This is a genomic window from Nocardiopsis halophila DSM 44494 (assembly GCF_000341245.1).
GTDB classification, from domain to species: Bacteria; Actinomycetota; Actinomycetes; order Streptosporangiales; family Streptosporangiaceae; genus Nocardiopsis_A; species Nocardiopsis_A halophila.
Map to the genome: position 1 here is coordinate 1 of NZ_ANAD01000160.1, position 17,759 is coordinate 17,759.

Annotated in this window: 18 protein-coding genes; 7 read left to right on the top strand and 11 right to left on the bottom strand. The window is 71.7% G+C overall.

From position 1 onward, the window contains the following. Positions 1-425 precede the first annotated feature (425 nt). From D450_RS0118770 to D450_RS0118785, 4 genes are all read right to left on the bottom strand, one after another. Positions 426-722 (bottom strand): exodeoxyribonuclease VII small subunit, encoded by a 297-nt coding sequence (locus tag D450_RS0118770; RefSeq protein WP_017540198.1) that lies wholly within the window; start codon positions 720-722, stop codon positions 426-428. Positions 723-727: 5 nt separating this feature from the next. Then, entirely contained in the window at positions 728-1,954 is a 1,227-nt protein-coding gene (gene xseA / locus D450_RS0118775) for an exodeoxyribonuclease VII large subunit (RefSeq protein WP_017540199.1), read from the bottom strand. 83 nt (positions 1,955-2,037) lie between these two features. Continuing rightward, entirely contained in the window at positions 2,038-2,871 is an 834-nt protein-coding gene (locus D450_RS0118780) for a patatin-like phospholipase family protein (RefSeq protein ID WP_017540200.1), read from the bottom strand. 918 nt (positions 2,872-3,789) lie between these two features. Next, positions 3,790-3,996: a hypothetical protein gene (locus tag D450_RS0118785; protein ID WP_017540201.1), complete on the bottom strand. Its 207-nt coding sequence runs from the start codon at positions 3,994-3,996 to the stop codon at positions 3,790-3,792. Between the two features lie 155 nt (positions 3,997-4,151). Here D450_RS0118785 and D450_RS0118790 point away from each other — a divergent pair, with 155 nt between their 5' ends. The 3 genes from D450_RS0118790 (at position 4,152) to D450_RS0118800 (ending at position 6,368) form a co-directional block, all read left to right on the top strand. Continuing rightward, positions 4,152-4,625, top strand: a complete 474-nt coding sequence (locus D450_RS0118790; RefSeq protein ID WP_017540202.1) for a hypothetical protein — start codon at positions 4,152-4,154, stop codon at positions 4,623-4,625. Next, positions 4,622-4,954 (top strand): transcriptional regulator, encoded by a 333-nt coding sequence (locus D450_RS0118795; protein WP_017540203.1) that lies wholly within the window; start codon positions 4,622-4,624, stop codon positions 4,952-4,954. The genes D450_RS0118790 and D450_RS0118795 overlap by 4 nt, the downstream gene beginning before the upstream one ends. Before the next feature lie 493 nt (positions 4,955-5,447). After that, positions 5,448-6,368, top strand: a complete 921-nt coding sequence (locus D450_RS0118800; protein WP_017540204.1) for a MerR family transcriptional regulator — start codon at positions 5,448-5,450, stop codon at positions 6,366-6,368. 24 nt (positions 6,369-6,392) lie between these two features. On the opposite strand, the gene D450_RS0118805 is transcribed toward D450_RS0118800, so the two are convergent. Beyond that, the gene (locus tag D450_RS0118805) at positions 6,393-7,685 is read right to left on the bottom strand and encodes a cryptochrome/photolyase family protein (RefSeq protein WP_086003666.1); all 1,293 of its coding nucleotides are present in this window, start codon (positions 7,683-7,685) and stop codon (positions 6,393-6,395) included. Between the two features lie 74 nt (positions 7,686-7,759). On the opposite strand from D450_RS0118805, the gene D450_RS0118810 reads away from it, so the two are divergent. After that, positions 7,760-8,764 carry a DUF523 and DUF1722 domain-containing protein gene (locus D450_RS0118810; RefSeq protein ID WP_275041902.1) on the top strand — a complete coding sequence of 335 codons (1,005 nt, stop codon included), beginning with the start codon at positions 7,760-7,762 and terminating at the stop codon, positions 8,762-8,764. Between the two features lie 69 nt (positions 8,765-8,833). Here D450_RS0118810 and D450_RS0118815 read toward each other — a convergent pair whose 3' ends face one another. After that, on the bottom strand, positions 8,834-9,469 hold the full coding sequence (locus tag D450_RS0118815) for a hypothetical protein (protein WP_017540207.1): 636 nt from the start codon (positions 9,467-9,469) through the stop codon (positions 8,834-8,836). A 299-nt stretch (positions 9,470-9,768) separates the two neighbouring features. Here D450_RS0118815 and D450_RS0118820 point away from each other — a divergent pair, with 299 nt between their 5' ends. Continuing rightward, a complete protein-coding gene (locus D450_RS0118820; protein WP_017540208.1) occupies positions 9,769-10,734 on the top strand; it encodes a 4-hydroxy-3-methylbut-2-enyl diphosphate reductase in 966 nt (321 codons plus the stop codon). Between the two features lie 145 nt (positions 10,735-10,879). Here the strand turns inward: D450_RS0118820 and D450_RS0118825 are convergent, their stop codons facing one another. The 3 genes from D450_RS0118825 to D450_RS0118835 all read right to left on the bottom strand — a co-directional run bounded on the left by D450_RS0118825 (position 10,880) and on the right by D450_RS0118835 (position 12,557). Continuing rightward, positions 10,880-11,209, bottom strand: a complete 330-nt coding sequence (locus tag D450_RS0118825) for a hypothetical protein (RefSeq protein ID WP_017540209.1) — start codon at positions 11,207-11,209, stop codon at positions 10,880-10,882. A 92-nt stretch (positions 11,210-11,301) separates the two neighbouring features. After that, positions 11,302-11,817, bottom strand: coding sequence for a DUF4245 domain-containing protein (locus tag D450_RS0118830; protein ID WP_017540210.1), 516 nt, complete (start codon positions 11,815-11,817; stop codon positions 11,302-11,304). A 101-nt stretch (positions 11,818-11,918) separates the two neighbouring features. Beyond that, positions 11,919-12,557 (bottom strand): TetR/AcrR family transcriptional regulator, encoded by a 639-nt coding sequence (locus D450_RS0118835; RefSeq protein WP_017540211.1) that lies wholly within the window; start codon positions 12,555-12,557, stop codon positions 11,919-11,921. A 346-nt stretch (positions 12,558-12,903) separates the two neighbouring features. Here D450_RS0118835 and glpX point away from each other — a divergent pair, with 346 nt between their 5' ends. After that, positions 12,904-13,932 carry a class II fructose-bisphosphatase gene (gene glpX / locus D450_RS0118840; protein ID WP_017540212.1) on the top strand — a complete coding sequence of 343 codons (1,029 nt, stop codon included), beginning with the start codon at positions 12,904-12,906 and terminating at the stop codon, positions 13,930-13,932. Positions 13,933-14,251: 319 nt separating this feature from the next. Continuing rightward, complete coding sequence (locus tag D450_RS0118845; protein WP_039820663.1) at positions 14,252-15,730, top strand: hypothetical protein; 1,479 nt, start codon at positions 14,252-14,254, stop codon at positions 15,728-15,730. Positions 15,731-15,946: 216 nt separating this feature from the next. On the opposite strand, the gene D450_RS0118850 is transcribed toward D450_RS0118845, so the two are convergent. After that, positions 15,947-16,783 (bottom strand): ABC transporter permease, encoded by an 837-nt coding sequence (locus D450_RS0118850; protein WP_017540213.1) that lies wholly within the window; start codon positions 16,781-16,783, stop codon positions 15,947-15,949. Further along, the gene (locus tag D450_RS0118855; protein ID WP_239647284.1) at positions 16,780-17,706 is read right to left on the bottom strand and encodes an ABC transporter ATP-binding protein; all 927 of its coding nucleotides are present in this window, start codon (positions 17,704-17,706) and stop codon (positions 16,780-16,782) included. Before D450_RS0118855 ends, D450_RS0118850 begins: the two co-directional genes overlap by 4 nt. Positions 17,707-17,759 lie beyond the last annotated feature (53 nt).

The window sequence follows — 17,759 nt, forward strand, 5'->3', positions numbered from 1 at the left end:
AAGGAAAACGCGCCCGGCATGTCCGGAATGCGAAGGCTTTCCCTCCCTCCCGGAGGGGGAACGGCCCTGCAGGCGCGGTTCCAGGGCCGCTTCTCCCGGGACCGGCACGGGAGCGGGCGCAAGCCGCACCACGGCGCCGGACACCCCGACCCCAGGCGGCCCGCCGCCCGGCAAGCGGGCCGGAGCGGGGCACCTGCTGCTCCGTCGTCGCCGCCGCCCACCCCGACCCCAGGCGGCCCGCCACCCGGCAAGCAGGCCCGGGGAAGTGTCCGCCCCCTGTCGTGTGGTCGGTCCATCCCCGCTGGCGCGGGGCTCTCCCTTCGCCGCCTGCAACGCTGCAGGGCGTTATGCATTCGCGATCGAACGCGGACTGATTCCGGCCTCATCCTCGAACGCGCCGCTGTTGAGTTGTGCTCGTGCTCAATCTAGAACGGGGCGTCGCCCTCGTTCTCGGCTCCGTTCTCCGGGGTGTTCTCCTCCATGGCGACCGCCAGCTTCGCCCTCGCCCCCTCGAGCCACTGCTCGCACGTCTTCGCCAGCTGCTCCCCGCGTTCCCACAGGGCCAGCGACTCCTTGAGGGTCAGGCCGCCCGACTCCAATCGGCGGACGACCGAGTCCAGTTCCTCGCGCGCTTCCTCGTAGCTGAGTTCCGGTTCCTCACCCGTCGTCTTCTCGTCCGGCTTCTCCGGCGCCTCAGCCTCGGCGGTGCTCTTCTTCGGCATGTCCCTCACTCGTCCCCGGTCTCGTCCGTCTTCTCGCCCGCGACGGCCGTCAGGCTGTCCTCCGCGAATCGCAGCCGCAGCTCGTCGCCCTGGCCCACCTCGTCGGCCGAGCGGACCACGCCCCCGTCAGGCCCCTGAACGATCGCGTAGCCCCGCGCCAGCGTGGTCGCAGGCGACAGCGCGTGCAAGCGCGCGCGGGTGTGCCTCAAGTCGTCGCCCGCCCGGTCCAGCGACACCGTCACGCACCTGCGCGCGCGGTCCCGCAGCCCCGTCACCTGCTCGGTCAGCCGGTCCATCTCCTGCACCGGGTTGGCCAGCACCGGACGCGACCGCATCCCCTCCAGCCACGACAGCTCCCGGGCGATGCCGCCTTCGATCACCCTGCGCGCGCGGTGGCGCAGCCCCCGGATGAGCTCCAGCTGCTCCCCCACATCCGGGATGGTCTTCTTCGCCGCGTCGGTCGGCGTCGAGGCCCGGACGTCGGCCACGAAGTCCAGCAGCGGCGTGTCCTGCTCGTGCCCGATGGCGCTCACCACCGGCGTGCCCGCCGCCGCCACGGCGCGCACCATCGCCTCGTCAGAGAACGGCAGGAGGTCCTCCAGACTCCCTCCGCCGCGCGCGATGATGATGACGTCGACGCCGGGATGCCCGTCCAGCTCCTTGAGCGCCTCGGTCACCTCGCCCACCGCACGGTCGCCCTGCACCGCCACCTCGCGCACCTCGAAGCGGACCGCCGGCCAGCGGCGGCGCCCGTTCTCCAGCACATCGCGCTCGGCGGCCGAGTCCCGTCCGCAGATCAGCCCCACCGTGCCCGGCAGGAACGGCAGCGCGCGCTTGCGCGCCTCGTCGAAGACGCCTTCTGCGGCCAGGGTCTTGCGCAGCTGCTCCAGACGGGCCAGCAGCTCTCCCAGCCCCACGTGCCTGATCTCCAGCGCCAGCAGGGAGAACGTCCCGCGCGCCACGTAGAAGTCGGGCTTGGCGTGGATGACCACACGGGCGCCCGGCTCCGGCACCGGCGTCGTCGCCTGCAGGACCCGCATCGGGCACACCACGCGCGCCGACACGTTCGCGACGGGGTCACGCAGGGTGATGAACGCGGTGCCGCCTCGGCGGTTCAGCTCGGCGATCTGCCCCTCGACCCAGATCCGGCCGAGGCGCCCGATCCACCCGCCGACGGCCTGCATCACCACGCGCACCGGCTGCGGCGCTTCGGGGGTGCTCTCCATACCCATGCGTCAGAGCCTAGAGGAGCCCGACGACCGTTCCCCGTCCGGCGGGCCGTGGCCCCCGACGCGCTTTCCCCTTCCTGGCATGGTCAGCTGTCCCAGACCTCGCCGACCGCGCGCAGGACGTCCGGGGCCTGGGTCCGTCCCGCGCGCGCTGCCGGCGCGCGGTAGCGCGGGTCCAGGAGGTTGCCGCCGAAGGCCGCCACCGCCTCCCGGTCCGGAGTGATCAGCGCGGTGCGGGGCTGTCCGGGGAGTTCGGCCAGTTGGTCGGCGGGTCCCCGCACGGGGCCCGCGCCGCCGGCGATCGGGGCGAGGACGACCACGCGGTCGTACCCGGCGGCGACGTCGACGTTGGCGGCCGAATGCACGCCGCCGTCCATGTAGACCGAGGCACCGACCGGCACCGGCGGCCATACCCCCGGCACGGCGCAGCTGGCCGTGACCGCGTCCACGATGGGCACCCCGCTGTGGCGGTCGAACACCTTGCGGCCGCCGGTGTGGGCGTCGACGGCGGTGATGCGCAGGTCGCTGTCGGGCCAGGCGTGGGAGACCAGGCGGCCCGCGATGACGGCGCGGCGGTCGGCGATGGAGGCGCTGGACCGGTGGTGGGCGGCGCGGCCGATGCGCGCCCGGGCCCGGTCGGGGTCGCGCTCGGCCAGGTAGTACCAGGCGAAGCGGAGCAGCCGGGCCCGGGAGATGTGTGCGGACCGTTCCCCGTTCGGGGGCGCCAGCTGGCGTTCATAGAGCTTGGCGAGCGGCATGCCGGAGGTGATCTGCGCGCCGACCACCGATCCGGCGGAGGTGCCGACGACGAGGTCCGCGTCGGCGAGGTCCAGCCCGGCCTCCTGGAGCCAGGACAGGATGCCGATCTCCCAGGCGATCCCGGTGATCCCTCCGCCACCGAGCACCAGGGCCTTGCGCATGCCGAGCCTCCTCGCTCTCCGCCCGGACGGGCCGGGCACGACGGGGTCGTCCCGGGCCAGAATATGCCGGTCCGTGACGGCCGCCACGGACTGCGAGGGCGAGCCGCGCGACTCCGCAGGTGGGGACGGGGGACGCGCGCGGCGGTGGCCGGAGTCGGCCGTCGCGGAGGAGACGAGGAGGGCATCCGCTGGAGTGGTGCAACTGTCGGCGGCCGTGCCCGACGTCGGCGGGCGGGGCGCCGGTCAGGCCTCCGAAGGCGGCTCGGGCCCGGCTCAGAGCCGTGACGATGGCGCTGAACCGGTCGGCCGGAGATGACACCACTCCAGCGGAGGCCATCGAGACGAAGAGGATCGTCGGGCACCGGTGGCGACCGGCCGGGGCCGCCGTACGGGACCCTGCCGCGTACGGAGCATGGTGGCTCATCGAGAGTGGTGGATTCACCACGAAATCGCACATCAGGTGGCGATTTCACCACTCTCGATGCCCCCGAGGCGCCCTTGGGGCGAATCCTCGACTCGCCCCGGGCACTTGCCCGCACCACCACCGGCCCGACGGCCGACCAGCGGCCCAGCGGAACCGCCCCGCCCTCTCGTCGCCGCCTACTCCCCTGACCTGCGGGCCCCGCCCCCGGCAGGCAGCCTGGGGCGGGTCACCGGCTACGCCGCCCCTTCCTGGCACGCCGACGCCCTGTCGCCGGAGCGGGCTCCGGAACGGGACACCCTCGGGATTTCCTTCTGCGGCCGAGGGCGTTCACGAGGGCTCGACCGACGCATCACCGCGCATGACCGAAGCGCGGCGCGCTCGGCGTCACTCCGCTACGGGTTCGCTGTGTGCGTCCCTCCCGTCCGGATCGCCGAGCACTGATGCAGGCACCGGGCCGCACGCGACGCCGCGCTTCGGTCCGACCGGCGGCAGGGTCACTTCTTCCTGGCGGTACGGGCATTGCGTCCGAAGATCACGCTCGCGGCGAAGATCGCGACAACGGCGGAGACGATGAGCGCGATCTGCAGGCCCCCATCGAACAGGGAGGACGAGAACAGGGCGACAACGGCCGTGATCAAGAGCGCGGTACCGGTGGCGGGGGCAGGGGACGTCTTGTTCGCAGTGGGGGCGTTCGCGGACACGGTGCTCTCCAGACGTTCAGACGGGGGGCAAGGGGGCGTTGCCGGGCCGCACCGCGCCCCGTCCAGGCCGGCGTTCGAAGGCGAACGCCGGCCAGACGCGGGCGGCCCGTTTCCGTCACTTGACGATCCGGAAAATCAACGCTTCACTTTCTAGCATGGAAACCGATGATCCGCACAGGCCCCGCCCCTCCGCCGACGAGGCCGCCGCGGTCCTCCGCGAGGCAGAGCAGCTCACGTCCGACGTCGCGGCCGTCAAGGTGCCCGCCTGGTACTTCCCTGCGCTCGGCGCCGTCGTCGCCCCCTACGGCCTGATCACCCTGCTGCCCGACACCGCCGTGGGCGTGGGCGCCACGTTCGGCGGGATGGCCGCCTTCCTCGTCGCCATCGCCCTCATCGCGCACTACGGGGTCAAGCAGATGGGCGTCCTGCGCTGGCTCACCTGGCGCGAGACCTGGCCGGTCTTCGTCCCCGCAGGGGTGCTGCTGGTCGCGGCCTCGGCCGTCTACCTCGTGGTCGACTCGGCGTGGGTCTGGGTCGCCCTGAGCGTCGCGGTCGGCGCGCTCATCGCCGCCTTCGGGCCCTACCACCGCCGGACCAGCCCCTTCTACCGCCGGGACACGTCCTCGTGAGCGCCGAGCCCGCGGCAGGGTCCGCCACCGAATCCCCGATCGACGGCTTCAACCCGACCATTCACCCGCCGAACCGGCTGAAGATCTGCGCCGCGCTCGACGCCGCCGGGGCGGCCGGACAGGTGGAATTCGCGACCGTCCAGGAGAAACTCGGCGTCAGCGCCTCGGTCCTGAGCAAACAGGTCAGCGCCTTGATGGACGAGGGCTACGTGCAGCAGACCCGTGCCAAGCGGAACAGCAGGCAGCGGGTCTGGCTGTCGCTCACCAAGGAGGGGCGCGCCGCCTACCGCGCGCACGTCGCCGCCCTCAGGGCCATCGTCGAGGGCTGATCGCAAGTCAGGGCAGGCAGGGACGGCCCGCTTCCCCAAGCGCCATCAATGTCCGCCCCGGGCACCGACGACCCTGCCAAAGCGGCCCTGAACAGTGCGGCCAGAGCGGCCCCTACTTCCCCGACACCATCTGCTCCAGCCACCACCTCGTCCGCTTCTTCGAGCTGGACGACGGGGCGGCGAGCGTCTCTGTCCCAGGGGCCTGACCGGGCCCGGTGTAAGGGTTCCGCGCCGGTGCGGTCGAGACGGGGCGCATCCCAGCGCCGACCGCACCGGCACGGCCTGCCGTCGGGCGAGCGGGGCCCGAGCCGCCACCACGCCGCTCCCCTCCAACTCTCGCGGCGCACTGCGGCGGCTCTCCGGCGGCACTCCGGCCCGAAGCGGCGCAACGGAGGTGCCGCTCCGGACTCCCCGAACCGGATGCCCCCCAGCCTTGTGCGCCCTAGAGTTGCGGGGCAAGGCGCATCGATTCCGCATCGACTCGGGGACCGCCATGGAACCGCTCCTCCCCCCTTCCGCCGTCGCGCACCTGCTGGGCGTCGCACCGCCCACGCTGCGCAGCTGGGACCGCCGGTACGGAATCGGCGCCACCGGCCGCTCGCCCGGGGGCCACCGCCGCTACACCCCTGAGGACCTGCGGCGGCTCACCGACATGTGCCGCATGGTCGCCGAGGGCATGACACCCGCCGATGCCGCCGCCCGGGCCGCATCCGGCCCTGCCTCCGAGCCCGCTGCCGCCCCCGGCGTTCCCGCACAGCGGGGTCCGGCCTCCGGTACGGAGAGGAGCGCCTCAGCGGCGCTGCACGGCGTGACCCACGCCGCCATCCGGATGGACGCCGCAACGGTGGAGGACGTGCTGGAAGACCGCCTCAGGACGCGCGGTGTCGTGGACACCTGGGACGAGGTCGCCCGCCCCGTCCTCTTCGGGATGGGCTCGGCTTGGGCCGCGACTCAGCGGTTCGTGGAGGTCGAGCACATGCTCTCCTGGAGCATCTCCTCGTCCTTGCGGCGGGCGCACCGGAGCCCGAGGATCCCCGACCGGCGTCACGTCCTCCTGGCCTGCACACCCGAGGAGCTGCACACCCTGCCGCTGGAGGCGCTGGCCGCAGCGCTCAGCGAGAACGGCGTGGCCTGGCGCATGATCGGCGCAGCGGCGCCCATCGCCGCGATCGAAGCGGCCGTCCGGCGCACGGCCCCCAAGGCCGTCGTGGTCTGGTCCCACCGGCCGGAGTCGGCCGACCCCGAGGCACTCTGCGCCGTCCGCAGGGCCTCGGCCGGCCCCCGCGAGTCCACCCTGCTCATGACGGCGGGCCTCGGCTGGCGGACGGGGGTCGGCGGCATGTCGGACGCGTGTGCGACCACGCTTCCCGATGCGCTTTCGATCCTCACCAAGGACATCGCAGCCGCCACCTGAACGCCGCGTCCCGAAGGGACCCGGTCAGGCCGGCGTCTCAAGGGGCGGGTGGTAGGCGACGCCGGGGAGCTTCCAGGGCTCGTGGACGTCGCTTCCGGGAACATGGGCGAGTTCGGGGACGTACCGGCGCACGTACTCGCCCTGCGGGTCATAGCGCAGCGCCTGCCGCACCGGGTTGAATCCACGGTTGGGCCGTGTGTCGTTGCCCGTCCCGGCGACCCACTGCCAGTTCCCGTAGTTGTCGGCCAGGTCCCCGTCGGTCAGCAGCGCATGGAAGTGGTCGGCCCCCCGCTTCCAGTGCACGCGCAGGATCCTGGTCAGGTAGCCCGCCGTGATCAGTCGGGCCCGGTTGTGCATGAAGCCTTCATGGAGCAGCTGCCGCATGCCGGCATCGACGATGGGCAGACCGGTGCGCGCCTCGGCCCAAGCCGCGAACGCTTCCTCGTCGTCGTGCCACTCCGCGTTCCGCGGACGGTAGTCGGCGCGGGGGAGGGCAGGAAACGCCTCGAGGACTTGATGATGGAAGTCCCTCCAGGCCAGCTGGCGGACGAAAGCGCCTCCCGCCTCTCCCTGCCGGTGCGCGGCGCGTTCCAGTACGAGCGGGGAGACACGGCCGAACCTGAGATCGGTGCTCAGGCGTGACGTGGCGTCGGCGGCGAGGTCGTCCCTGTGCTTCTCGTACAAGGCGATCCCATCCGCTAGCCAAGCCCGGAGGCGTTCGGCGGAGTCGGCCCCGCCGTGCATCCGCCCCGGCGACAGGACACCGATTCCTTCCCGGGTCGGATCCGGATACAGCGAGCCATCCTCCTCCACGCCGTCGGGCAGGCGGAGGGACGGAGGCGTTGGGGCCTCCGCGCGCCTGTCGGCCACCTCCCAGGCCTTCCAATACGGAGTGAAGACCTTGTAGTGGTCTCCTCCTCCAGACGGCAGAAGGCTTCCGGGAGGGACCACAGTGACCCCTGGGTGACCGACGACCTCGATGCCGGCTTGCGCGGCCTCCTTGGTCAGACGCTGCGCGCGCCGGCCCGCGAAAGCCCCGACGTCCTCGGCCAGGTGGATGCGGTCGGCGCCCGCCGTGTTCGCAGCCCGCAAGGCTTCTGCGACCGTTTCCCCCCGGCGCACGACCAGCCCGCCACCCAGCGCGCGCAATTCCCGGTCCAGTTCGGCGAGCGCTTCGGCCAGGAAGGCGACCCGGTTGCGGGCGCTGCGCTCCAGGATCCAGGGATCGGCGACGAAAAGGGGCAGAACCCGGTCGCTCCGGGCCGCCTCGGCGAGCGCGGGGTTGTCCTCGACCCTCAGGTCGCGTGTGAAGAGCATGACCGACGTGCGCACTGTCCCCCCGAAGCGTCAAGCAGCCGCCCTGCGCAGCCACTCGACGTATTCTGACAACCATGAGCGACCGTTCGGTCACAGACGACCAGAATCAGGCGGAGCTGAACGAGCCCGCGGATCGCCCCAGGATCGGCGTATCGAGCTGTCTCCTGGGCGAACCCGTGCGCTACAACGGCGGCCACTGCCGGGACCGGTTCCTCACCGATCGGCTGGGCGACCACGTGGACTGGGTCCCCGTCTGCCCTGAGGAGGAGATCGGTCTGGGGGTGCCGCGCGAGACGCTTCGCTTGGAGCGTTCCCACGCAGGTCCGCGCGTGGTCGCGTCCAAGAGCGGGACCGACCACACCGATGCGCTGCGCGGGATCGCCGACCGCCGCAGGGAGCAGTTGGAAGGCCTCGACGGATACGTGCTGAAGAACAAGTCGCCCAGCTGCGGCATGTTCGGTCTGCCGGTGTTCAAGGACGGCAAGCGTGTCGACGGGAAGGGGCGCGGAGCCTACGCCGACCGACTGACCACCCTCGTCTCCTGGCTGCCGACCGAGGAGGAGGGCAGGCTTTCCGACGCGGACCTGCGCGACCATTTCGTCGAGAGGGTGTTCGCCCACGCCCGGCTGAGGAACCTGCTCTCCGGGGACTGGCGGCCGAAGGACCTCGTGGAGTTCCACGCCCGCCACAAGCTGCAGATCATGGCGCACTCGCCGGAGGCCTACCGGTCGCTCGGCAGAACGGTCGCGCAGGCGGGCGCCCGCGAGCGGACCGAGCTGGCCCGCGAGTACCGGGAGGGATTCCAGAAGGCTCTGACGCACAAGGCCACGCCCGGACGGCACGTCAACGTCCTGCAGCACGTCTTCGGGATGGTGAGCGACCACCTGGACGACGAACGCAGGCACGACATCCTCGACGCGATCGAGTCCTACCGCCAGGGGCTCGTCCCGTTGACACTTCCCGTCGCTCTGGTCCGCCACCACTGCGCCGCGGAGGGGGTCGCCTGGGCTCGGGAACAGACCTACCTCGCCCCGTTCCCTGCCGACCTCGGCCTGCGCAACGCGCTGGTGAAGCGCTGACGGGACGAACCGGGCCCTGCGGGGCGCCACACGCTCCTGCTCACGCCCCCGTTCGGGAAGAGGGCCGCGCTACTCGGCGTTCTGGAGCTTGGTGATCCGGTTGTCGTACATCTTCACGAACTCCGGGCGCTCCTGGTGGGCGACCTCGTAGGCGCGCAGCTGGCGCACCTCGTCGATGGTGAGCTTGCGCAGGCGCGCGCGGATGGAGGGCAGGGTCAGCTCGTCGTAGCCGGGGACGGGGAGGTCCTCGGCGGTCGGCGCGGACTCCTTGCGGACCTTCTGCAGGACCTCGTCACTGGCGACCTGGGTGTCGTCCTCGTTGGTGGACAGCTCCTCGGCGACCGCCTCGCGCTCCTCCGGCTCGACCAGCTTCTCGGGCTTCGAGGCCTGCTCGGGCTCCTGGCCGCTCACCGAGGACTCCGTGGCCTTCTCATCCGAGGCCTTCTCCGGGGTCTCCTGCGCGCCCGGCCCCTCCTCGGTGCGGGCCTCCTCCTCGGAAGGGGCGGCCTTCGCGGTCGCCGTCTGCTCGGCCGCCTCGGCCTTCGTCTCCGCCGTCTCGGCGGCGGTCGGCTCCGCCGGCTGCTCGGGGGCCGCGGGCTTCTCCGAGGGAGCGGCGGCCGGGGCCGTCGGCTCCGCCTTCTCCTTGCGCCCGAAGATGCCCTTCACCATGGTCACGAGCTTGCTGACGGTCGAGGCGTTCGACATTGGTCTGGGGCTCCTGCCGCTGTCGCCGTGCTGTACGGGGGATGGGCTGCTATCGGGGGTATAGGCGTACGGGGGTACGCAAGTCAACCAGGATAGGGGAGTCAGGCTCCCCTGAACCGGCCCGTAATGGGAACGAATTCGCCATCTCGGGACGGAACCGATCGCTGACCGTTATCCCACCTCCGCCGGTGCTGCACAGCGCTTCCCGTCCGCGGCCCGCGCGCTGCGGGCCGCCGGCCGTCTTGTGGCGATGACGACATCAGGACGCCCATGCGGCCCACGCCCCCTAGGATGGGGTCATGACTGCGACGAATCGCCGCCGTGTCCTGCTCGCCAACCCCCGCGGCTACTGCGCCGGGGTGGACCGCGCTGTCGTCACGGTCGAGAAGGCCCTTGAGCAGTACGGCGCGCCGATCTATGTGCGCAAGCAGATCGTGCACAACACCCACGTGGTCAGCACGCTGGAGAAGCGCGGCGCCATCTTCGTCGAGGAGACCGACGAGGTCCCCGAGGGCGCGATCGTCGTCTTCTCCGCGCACGGTGTCTCGCCCATGGTCCACGAGGAGGCGGAGAAGCGCAGCCTCAAGACCATCGACGCGACCTGCCCCCTGGTGACCAAGGTGCACAAGGAGGCGCAGCGTTTCGCCTCCCAGGACCGCGACATCGTCCTCATCGGCCACATCGGCCACGAGGAGGTCGAAGGCACCAGCGGCGAGGCCCCCGACCACATCCAGATCGTCGAGAGCCCTGACCAGGTCGACCAGGTCGAGGTGCGCAACCCCGACAACGTCTCCTGGCTGTCCCAGACCACCCTCTCGGTGGACGAGACCAACCAGACCGTCGACGCCCTGCGCGAGCGGTTTCCCAACCTGCTGGACCCGCCCAGCGACGACATCTGCTACGCCACCTCCAACCGGCAGGACGCCGTCAAGTCGATGGCGCCCGAGTGCGACCTGGTGATCGTGGTCGGCTCGGACAACTCCTCCAACTCGGTCCGCCTGGTGGAGGTCGCCCTTGAAGCCGGCGCCACCTCCGCCCACCTGATCGACAACGCCTCGATGATGGACGAGTCCTGGCTGGAGGGCGTCTCGACCGTCGGCGTCACCAGCGGCGCGTCGGTCCCCGACATCCTGGTGCGCGAGCTGCTCGACCAGCTCTCCGGCCACGGGTTCGACAACGTGGAGACGGTCACGACCGCCGAAGAGAGCCTGACCTTCTCCCTGCCCAAGGAGCTGCGGCGCGACCTGCGTGCCGAGACCGTCTGACGGCGGGGCCGAGACCCCGCGCCGCTCGGCACGGCCCGAGAGGCCAGGCACGACACGACGATGGGGCCGCTCCCTGAGGGAGCGGCCCCATCACGTGTGTGAAGGCCCGTAACGGTAAGCGCGTCGTGCGCATCGGGCGTTGAGGTCAGCGTTCGCCTTCGGTCCCGTTCCGGAACGCGTCCTCTGCGGCGGCCGTCGGGTCCTGGGCGACGTCCTGAACGGACTCCCCGGCGCTCTGGGCCTGGTCCGTGTACTCCTGCGCCTGGTCCTGCAGGCCGCCCGCGGCCTCCCCGTAGGCGTCCTGCGCCTGGTCCCCCAGGCCTCCCGCAGCGTCCTGGGCCTGCTCGGCGTAGCCCTGCGCCTCTTCGGTGACCTGCTGCCCCTGCTCTTGGGCCGTTCCCTGCAGGGTGTCGACCGCCTCCTGGGCGGAATCGCCGAAGAGTCCCTTAAGCCAGTCGAGTATGCCGTCCATCATGGTGTCCGCTCCGTGCCGGGCGTGTTCGCGCCCTGGTATGTGGCTGTCACCGAAACGCTACCCGCCCGATATAAGCACAGAGTCAAGGGCGATCAGCCCTCTGCCAGGCTCCCGGCCAGCTCCTCGAGTTCGCCGTATCCGCTTCCGCCGCTGACCACGAGGAACGCACCGTCCTCGCCCCGGTGGAGCAGGGCCCGGTCGCCTTCGGAATCCGCGCCGCGGCGCTCCCAGTCGCGCCCGCCGGCCTCCGCGGTCCCGTCGGACTCCCCCGAGGCGGCCGCCATGGCCTCTTCCTCGTCCCCGGTGACCAGGTACTCCGCGTGGCGGTCCTGCGGGGTGGCGAACCCGACCGTCCAGGAGGCCCCGCCGTCTGCGCTCATGTCCGTGCTGGTGGGCACCCACCCCTCGGGCAGGTCCGCCGGCGCGGGGACGGGGAAGTCGGCCTCCTGCTCCATGGCCGCGGCGTGGGGGGCGTAGTCGACGCTGGGGATGTTCTCCCCGCTGCGCCACTTCACCACCAGCGCCATGGGGATCAGGATCGCGAGGATGACGCCCATCGCCACCACCATGGGGCCCAGGGAGGCGTCGGCGCGGTTGTACGTACTCATGATGGTTCCAGCTTGCCGCACCCCGGGCGGTGGCCCGCACCGGGTCCGGTGTGGCCCTCCGCCCTCTTCAGGCCGCTTCAGGCCGCGGCCCGGCCTCCGGCTCAGGCCTCGGTGCCGCCCTGCCCGCGCCGGCGCGGGCGCAGCTCCGACAGCAGCTCGGTGACGTCGTCGGCCAGGCGCCGGGCGTCGTCGTCGGTGCGGTGCACGACCTCCGAGACCGCGAGCAGCATCGCGCCGCTGACGACCATGAGCAGCGCCTCGTCGACCGGCTCGTCGGCCTTGCGGAACAGCGCCACGTTGCGGTCGGTCCACTCGCGCAGGCGCACCCGCAGCTGGGAATCGAAGCCGGGCGGCCCGTCGCCGCTGAAGAAGAGCCGGGTGGTCTCCCGCTCCTCGATGCAGCCGTCGAGGTAGGCGCGGGCCGACGCGTACATCAGCCGGGTCGGGTCGGTCTCGCCCTCCGCGCGCGCCTTGCTGACCGCGGCGTGGGTGCGCTCCTGCTGGCGCTGCTGGAACTCCTCGTACAGGGCGAGGAACAGGTCGGCCTTGCCTCCGAAGTGGTGGTAGAGGCTGCCGACACTCGCCCCGGCCTGCTGGACGACCTCGCTGACGCCCGCCTTGGAGAACCCGACCGTCCGGAAGACGTGCGCAGCGGCCTCCAGCAGGGCGCTCCGGGTCGCCGCGCCACGCGCGGAGCCGCGCTCCGTCCTGCCCTCGGTCTCGGCCTTGTCGACTGTCACGTCAGCGTCCCGTCCTTAATCTCCTTGCGCGCCTCAGGACGAGGCTACCGGTCTGATCCAGAGGTGCCCCGATTCTTCGGGCCGGGGCGCATCAGATTCGGGACACCCGTCCGCCCCTCAGGAGGGGTCGTCCCGGTCCTTGATGTACTGACGGGACACGGAGAACACACCGATCGGCTCCACCAACCGGCGGGTGCCACAGCGTGCTCCGCTCCTACAGCCGCGAGGAACACCCCGGGGCCCACCCCTAGAGAGGACGTCAAGCCAGTTCAATAGAGTTGCCCCGGGCCCACATCCACGGTGGGCACCACCTTCACCAGTTCACGCCCCTTGTGAGAGGCCACCCATGAGCGAGCCGACGCCGCCTACTCCCCGCAATGACTCCGTCCCCGACCGCAACCTCGCCCTCGAACTGGTGCGCGTCACCGAGGCGGCGGCGCTGGCCGCCGCGCGGTGGGTCGGGCGGGGCGACAAGAACGGCGCCGACGGCGTGGCCGTGCACGGGATGCGCCACCTGATCAGCAGCGTGTCCATGAAGGGCACGGTGGTGATCGGTGAGGGCGAGAAGGACAACGCCCCCATGCTCTACAACGGTGAGCAGGTCGGGGACGGCAGCGGGGCCGAGTGCGACGTCGCCGTCGACCCGATCGACGGCACCCGCCTGACCGCGATGGGCATGCCCAACGCGATCTCGGTGATCGCGGTGAGCCCGCGCGGGTCCATGTTCGACCCGTCGGCCGTGTTCTACATGGAGAAGCTGGCCGCGGGCCCTGAGGCGGCCGACGTGGTGGACATCACCGCGCCCGTGTCCGAGAACATCCGCGCGGTCGCGCGCGCGAAGGGCGGCAGCCCTCAGGACGTCACCGTGGTCATCCTGGACCGCCCCCGCCACGAGGGGCTGGTGCGGGAGGTCCGCGAGTCCGGGGCGCGCATCAAGTTCATCACCGACGGCGACGTGGCCGGCGCCATCATGGCGGCCCGCCCGGGCACCGGCGCCGACCTGCTTCTGGGCATCGGCGGCACCCCTGAGGGCATCATCACCGCCTGCGCGATGAAGTGCCTGGGCGGCACCATCCAGGGGCGGCTGTGGCCCAAGGACGAGGAGGAGCGGCGCGCGGCCCTGCACGCCGGACACGACCTGGACCGGGTGCTGACCACCGACGACCTGGTCTCCTCCGACGACGTGTTCTTCGCCGCCACCGGCATCACCGACGGCGAGCTGGTGGGCGGGGTGCGCTACGAGGCCGGCGGCGCCATGACGGACTCGCTGGTGATGCGCGGCCGCAGCGGCACGGTGCGCCAGGTGCACAGCGAGCACCGGATCTCCAAGCTGGACACCTACAGCGGGGTCGACTTCGCGTCGGCCTCCTCCTGACCCCTCCCGGTCCGCCTCCTTGGGGCCGGGTTCGCCGCAATCCGGCCTGATCCGGCCTCAAGGGGCGTATGACCCCTGCTCCGGGGCTTTCGGACCTGTGCGCATTGGTACGGTCTTACAGGCAAAAGCGCACTCCGGAGGTCCGATGTCCTACCCCGATCCCCCCGGCCAGCCGCATTGGCAGCCGTCCGGGCCGCAGTACCCGCCCGGCGCCTCCGCGCCTCCCCCGGCGGGCCACGGGTTCCCGCCGCAGGGGCCGCCGCCCGGACCCCCGTACGGGCCGCCGCAGGGCCCGGCTCCGCGCCGCAACCGCGTGTGGATGATCCCCGTCGCGGCCGGACTGGGCGTGCTGCTGATGGCCTCCGGGGTGTGGGCCGCCAACACGGTGGTCACCCGCCTGTTCGGCGGGCCGCAGCCGGAGACCGTGCTCCCCTCCGACTCGGTCGCCTTCATGCGCCTCGACCTCAAGCCCTCGGGCGCCAAGCTGACGGACTACGCGTCCTTCATGGGCAAGCTGCCGGACTCCGTCAAGGACGAGGTGGGCGACGACGAGGACCCCGGCGCCGCGCTCTTCGACGAGATCATCGAGGCCAGCGAAGCCGACCTGGACTACGAAGAGGACATCGAGCCCTGGCTGGGCGGGCGTTTCGGCGTCGCCCTGTGGAAGTCCGAGACCGAGGGCGGTGAACCCGGGCTCGTCGCGGGCGCCGCCGTCGCGGCGACCGACGAGGCCGCGGCCGAGGATGCGGTCAAGGAGCTCACCGCCGGGGACGGTACCGCGGGCGAGGTGCGCGACGGGTTCGCCTTCTTCGCCGACTCCGGGGACGCCCTCGACGAGATGTACGAGCGGGTCGAGGACGACGGCTCCCTCGCCGAGAACGAGACGTACGCGGCGGACATGGCCGGTGTGGCCGACGACAGCCTGGCGGCCGGCTGGTACGACCTGGGAGCCACCTCCGACCTGCTCCAGGAGGAGCTGTCGTCGGGAGGCTCTTCGTACGGCGGCGACCCGTGGGACGACGGCTACGGCGACTACGGGTCCAGCGGGCCCGACTTCGAGGGCATGGAGTTCGGTGGCCGGGTCGCGGCCGCGGTGTCGATCGAGTCCGACTACGCCGAGCTGCGCGCCGACGTGATCGACTTCACGATGGGCGACTTCGCCCTCGCCGACTACGAGACCACGCAGACCGGGCTCACCGAGATGGCCGAGCTGCCCGACGACACCTCGGTCGCCCTCGGCGGCAGCGGGCTGGACGAGCTGTCGGCGCAGTCCTGGGACGACATGGCCGGCGTCATGCCCGACGAGATGGCCGAGGTCGAGGCCGGCCTGGACGAGATGGGGATCTCCGTCCCCGACGGCTTCGGGGACCTGCTCGGCACGCAGACGGCCGTGGGGCTGAGCGACCTGCAGAGCGGGCTGGACGACCCGTTCTCGGACTTCGACAGCGGCTCGGTGCAGTACAGGGCCGTGGGCGCCGACCAAGGGCTGATCGACGACCTGGTGACGCAGGCCTCCGAGGGGTCCTACTCCAGCCCGCCCGGGGTGGACTCCGATGGGGACACGGTGGTGGTGTCCTCCGGCTCCACCGGTCAGGGCCGCCTCGGCGACGACCCGATCTACCAGCAGGTCATGGAGGGCAGCGACAGCGCCTTCTACGGCATGTACATGGACCTGCGGAGCTTCGCCGAGTCCGGGGGCGAGTCCGACGCCGACCAGTGGGGGGCGTTCGGCATCGCCTCGGCCATCGACGGCGAGCGGGTCACCTCCCACATGCGGTGGGCGCCCAGCGGGGAGTGACCGCAGTGCGGGCCTGAAGGTGCGGACCTGCAGGGTAGGGTCCACACCCTCCGGAGACGCGCAGAAGGCCGCGCCCTGGAGTCCGGTTGGTTTCCGGCTCCAGGGCGCGGCCTCTTCTCTGTTCAGAGGATGTTGACAGCGGCCACCCGTCGGTCGCCGGACGGCCGACGGGTGGCTGACGGGGCCGTCCGGGGGTGAGACGGGGAGCCGGCGTCGTCAGTCGACCAAGCGACGCCGCATCTGGAAGACCGCCAGGCCCCAGACGACCACGACGAAGGCGAACAGCGCCGCCCAGTGGAGGGCCGCGGCCCCCGCGTCGATGCCGAACGCAGCCCCGCGCACCAGTTCCACACAGTGGTACAGCGGGTTGACCTGGGCGATGCCCTGCGCCCACCCGGGCAGCTCGTCGAGCGGGAAGAAGGTCCCCGCCACCAGGAAGATCGGGGTGATGAGCCCCGAGATGATGTAGTCGATGGTCTTGATCGAGGGCACCAAGGCCGACATCCAGATCCCCATCAGCCCGAAGCCGAAACCGGTGACCAGCGCGATCAGCGGAACCGCGAACATCCCCGGTGCGGGCGGCAGGCCGAAGCCGATCGCCACCAGCAGCGGGGCGCAGCCGTAGACCGAGGCGCGCAGGGCGATCCACCCTGCCTCGGCGGTCACCAGCTCCCGCACGTCGACCGGGGCGGCCAGCATGCCGTCGTAGCTGTGCTGGAAGACGCGGCGCACGTAGGTGTCGATCAGGCCGGGGTAGATGGAGGTGAACAGCACCGAGGTGGCGACGATGCCGGTGCCGATGAAGTCCAGGTAGCTGTAGCCGGCGACCACCCCGACCAGGGAGCCCAGGCCGAAACCGAACGCCAGCAGGAAGATGATCGGCTCCACCACGGCGGCGAAGGTGGTCGGCTTCCAGCTGCGACGGTACAGCGCCCACTCGCGGGCCAGCACGCCCCGCACCGGCGCGAGCTCGAAGCGGCCGGGCGGGGGCGCGGACGCCCCTGCGGCCGAGAGGGGCCGCTCAGCGCGCTCAGCGGTCTCCTGCAGGCTCATTCCACACGCTCCCCGGTCAGGGTGACGAACACGTCCTCCAGATTGCTGGCGCGCACCTCGCCGCGGCCCAGCTCGCCGCGGAGCTCCTCGGAGATCTCTTCAGCGCGCATGACGGCCAGCTCCGCGCCGGTGCGGCGGGTGGGGAGGCCGGCCGCCTCGGCGCGGCGCTCCATGGCCTCGTGGCCATCGGTGCCGGCGCGGAACTCCTCGACGGTCTTGCCCGCGTACCGGGCGATGAGATCGGCGGGGGCGCCCCGGGTGACCACCTTCCCCTTCGCCATCAGCGCGACCTCGTCGGAGAGGCGCTCGGCCTCCTCGATGTAGTGCGTGGACATCAGGACCGTGACGCCTTCGTCCCGCAGGGAGGAGACCAGGCCCCACAGCTCCTGGCGCACTTGTGGGTCCAGGCCCACGGTGGGCTCGTCCAGCAGGACGAGGCGGGGGCGGTGGACCAGCCCCCGGGCGATCAGCAGTCGGCGCCTCATGCCGCCGGAGAGCTTGTCGGCGCGGGTGTGCCGTCGGTCCTCGAGGTGGGCGATGCGCAGCGCGCGCTCCACCGCGGCCTCCCTCTCGGCCCGGGGGACACGGTAGAGGTGGGCGAACACCTGGAGGTTCTCTGCGGCGGTCAGTTCCTCGTCGAGGTTGTCGTGCTGGGGCACCACGCCCATGAGTGCACGCGCGCGCTTGGACTCGCGCGGGACGGAGTGCCCGAGGATGGTGATCTCCCCGCCGTCCGCTCGGCTCTGGGCGGTGAGCATGCGCATGGTCGTGGACTTCCCGGCCCCGTTCGGGCCGAGGAGGCCTAAGACGATCCCCGACGGCACTTCCAGGTCGAGCCCGTCCACGGCACGGATCGAACCGTAGGACTTGACCACGCCGCGCAGGGACAGGGCTGAGGGTTCTCCTCGCGTTGATGACGGCATATGGCCACGGTAGGGAAATAGCGTGGTCTGCCCCACTGGTTTTTCCGGGGGGC

Bases quoted from the DNA above. Each gene is read 5' to 3' on its own strand.
- D450_RS0118770 (WP_017540198.1), bottom strand. From the start codon at position 722: ATGCCGAAGAAGAGCACCGCCGAGGCTGAGGCGCCGGAGAAGCCGGAC.
- xseA (WP_017540199.1), bottom strand. From the start codon at position 1,954: ATGGGTATGGAGAGCACCCCCGAAGCGCCGCAGCCGGTGCGCGTGGTG.
- D450_RS0118780 (WP_017540200.1), bottom strand. From the start codon at position 2,871: ATGCGCAAGGCCCTGGTGCTCGGTGGCGGAGGGATCACCGGGATCGCC.
- D450_RS0118790 (WP_017540202.1), top strand. From the start codon at position 4,152: ATGGAAACCGATGATCCGCACAGGCCCCGCCCCTCCGCCGACGAGGCC.
- D450_RS0118800 (WP_017540204.1), top strand. From the start codon at position 5,448: ATGGAACCGCTCCTCCCCCCTTCCGCCGTCGCGCACCTGCTGGGCGTC.
- D450_RS0118805 (WP_086003666.1), bottom strand. From the start codon at position 7,685: ATGCTCTTCACACGCGACCTGAGGGTCGAGGACAACCCCGCGCTCGCC.
- D450_RS0118810 (WP_275041902.1), top strand. From the start codon at position 7,760: ATGAGCGACCGTTCGGTCACAGACGACCAGAATCAGGCGGAGCTGAAC.
- D450_RS0118815 (WP_017540207.1), bottom strand. From the start codon at position 9,469: ATGTCGAACGCCTCGACCGTCAGCAAGCTCGTGACCATGGTGAAGGGC.
- D450_RS0118820 (WP_017540208.1), top strand. From the start codon at position 9,769: ATGACTGCGACGAATCGCCGCCGTGTCCTGCTCGCCAACCCCCGCGGC.
- D450_RS0118825 (WP_017540209.1), bottom strand. From the start codon at position 11,209: ATGATGGACGGCATACTCGACTGGCTTAAGGGACTCTTCGGCGATTCC.
- D450_RS0118830 (WP_017540210.1), bottom strand. From the start codon at position 11,817: ATGAGTACGTACAACCGCGCCGACGCCTCCCTGGGCCCCATGGTGGTG.
- glpX (WP_017540212.1), top strand. From the start codon at position 12,904: ATGAGCGAGCCGACGCCGCCTACTCCCCGCAATGACTCCGTCCCCGAC.
- D450_RS0118845 (WP_039820663.1), top strand. From the start codon at position 14,252: ATGATCCCCGTCGCGGCCGGACTGGGCGTGCTGCTGATGGCCTCCGGG.
- D450_RS0118850 (WP_017540213.1), bottom strand. From the start codon at position 16,783: ATGAGCCTGCAGGAGACCGCTGAGCGCGCTGAGCGGCCCCTCTCGGCC.
- D450_RS0118855 (WP_239647284.1), bottom strand. From the start codon at position 17,706: ATGCCGTCATCAACGCGAGGAGAACCCTCAGCCCTGTCCCTGCGCGGC.